Genomic DNA, 2,540 nt, shown 5'->3' with positions numbered 1-2,540 from the left:
GGCGCACGCCCGCGAGTGAGCCGTAAAATTTCAACAAGGCATTGCGCCGCGCCGGGCCCACGCCGTCGATTTTCGACAGCTCGGAGTCTGTTGTGCGCTTGGTGCGCAAGCTGCGATGAAAGGTTACGCCGAAACGATGCGCCTCATCGCGGAGCTGCTGCAGCAATTTTAATCCTGAAGAATGGCGTGGAATATTTTGCGCCTCCATGGCGCCCGGCACGAACACCTCATCCAGGCGCTTGGCCAGCGCCGCAATGGGAATATTAAGATTCAGCTTTTGCAGGATGCTTTGCGCGCTGCTGAGTTGCCCCTTGCCGCCGTCCACGAGAATCAAATCCGGCAGCGGGAGTTTTTGTGCGAGGGAGCCGGCATAGCGCCGCTCCACGGCTTCGGCCATCATGGCAAAATCATCCGGCGTGTGCTGGCCGCGGATTTTGAATTTGCGATAATCCGATTTTTTAGAACGGCCGTCAACGAACGTCACCATGGCCGCCACGGCGTCTGCGCCCTGAATGTTGGAAATATCAAAGCATTCAATCCGGCGCGGCGGTTTTTCCAAGTGCAAATCGCGTTGCAACGCGACAACGCTGTGCGGTACTTTGAGCTTGGTCTTCATCTTTTGCAGCTTCAACTCTTGCAGCAGCAAATGCGCATTCTTGGCGCACATTTCAACGAGTTTGGCTTTTTCGCCGAGTTTGGGCGTGACGAGCTGCACCGGCCCTTCACGCCTGTTTTCCAACCAGACTCTGACGTCCTCACGCTCCGGGATCTCGCACGGCAAGTTGATTTCTTCGGGAATGAAATCAGCCTTGAGATAATATTGTTTCGCAAACGAGGCCACAACATTTTCGTAAGGCTCTTGAAATACCCCGTTGAGATAATAATGCTGCCGGCCAATAATCTTCCCGTCGCGCACTTTGAACACCGCGCCGGCCGCGTCTTCATCTTCCATGGCAACGGATACAATGTCGCGATCCTTGAGATCTTCCGTCACGATTTTTTGGCGAAATTGAAATTCCTCAATGAAGCGAATGCGATCGCGCATCTTGCCCGCTTCTTCATACAAACGTTTCTCTGCCAGCGTTTGCATTTTATCCTGCATCTCTTTCACGACCTGGCGATCGCGGCCATTGATGAAATTGACCACTTGCTGCACGACTTTGCCATATTCCTCCGCCGAAACCAGGCCCTCGCACGGGCCGTCACATTTTTTGATGTAATAATCCAGGCAGAGTTTGTATTTCTTGCGCGCGATGATTTCCGGCGTGAAATGATAATTGCAACTGCGAATCGGAAAGATGCGCTTCACCGCGCGCAGCAAGGCCTTCATCTGGCCGACATCGGTGTAGGGGCCAAAGTATTGTGAACCGTCTTTCACGATTCGACGGGTGGGGAAGATGCGCGGAAACATTTCATGCGTGACGCGAATGTAGGGATAGCTCTTGTCATCGCGCAGGTTGACGTTGTAGCGCGGGCGGTATTCCTTGATCAGATTCATTTCGAGGATCAATGCTTCCATCTCGGAATCCGTGACGATGATCTCGAAGTCGGCAATGCGGCTGCGCAAACGCGCGGTTTTGGGATCGAGCGGGCGGCCCTCCTGAAAATACGACCGCACGCGCGGGCGCAGAACCTTGGCCTTGCCCACATAAATGATTTTTCCTGCGCGGTCTTTGAACTGATAAACGCCGGGCTTCAGCGGCAGATTTTCCAATTTGTTTTGAATGGCAGAATTCATCTTTTCGCCGGCGCTTTAAGATTGTCCAAAGTACAGCCAGCCCGCAATGATCAACGCGATGATGGCCATGGGCCAGATAAACGGCAGGGTTCGTTTGGTAAGATCGAGCGGTTCCACTTTGAGATAGTTTGCAATCCAAAAATTATGGCTGTTGGTGGGATCGCAAACGCCTTGCACCGCGCCCACCGCCAGCAGTACCGCCATGATCTTTTCCGCCGACAAGGCCTGCGTTGCCAGCATGATTGCCGCGAAACCGCTGCCCATGCCCCAAATGTTCAGCGGACCGCGGTATAACGCCAGCGGCGCCAGCGCGCCAAAAACGACAATAAAAGCCGTGCGCGAAATGCCTTGTTCAGGAATCAACGGGCGTATCAAGGTATTGAAGGCCGCGCTGATACTCTCGTGATTTACGGTTTCCAGCAGCATGCCGATGCCGATGATCAAGAAAATTGCCGGGCCGACGTTTTCAAATGCTTCGATAATCGATTTGGTCAACACCTGCACGGTTTCGTGGCGAATCGTCAAGACTAGGGCCAGCACAAGTCCGGCGATGAAGGCAATCGTTATTGGCAATTGCACCGCGTGTATCAAGAACAGCGGCAGGATCGGCGATAAAACCGCCAGATGAGCGCGCCGCGAGGTGCGGCGGCGAAAATTTCTGGCGATTTGGTAAATCGTCCAGGCAAGAAATGGCAGTAAAACCAGCGTACCGTTGAGGATTGCAGCGGCCGCCTCGTGCCGCTCTGCAATATGCATATCATACAGCCCCGGTAGAATGGCCGGGAACATAGCGACGTTGGCC

1 protein-coding gene is annotated in these 2,540 nt (G+C 54.0%); it reads right to left on the bottom strand.

All coding sequences use genetic code 11. The annotated features are described in order from the left end of the window. Nucleotides 1-1,738: excinuclease ABC subunit C (locus FBQ85_29110; protein ID MDL1879192.1), on the bottom strand; the 1,738-nt coding region annotated here is incomplete at its 3' end. Nucleotides 1,739-2,540: the final 802 nt, after the last annotated feature.

The sequence above is a fragment of the Cytophagia bacterium CHB2 genome, assembly GCA_030263535.1.
In the GTDB taxonomy this organism is placed as follows: Bacteria; Zhuqueibacterota; Zhuqueibacteria; order Zhuqueibacterales; family Zhuqueibacteraceae; genus Coneutiohabitans.
Note: the sequence above shows the minus strand (reverse complement) of the source record. Positions and strands in the feature narration are given on the sequence as shown.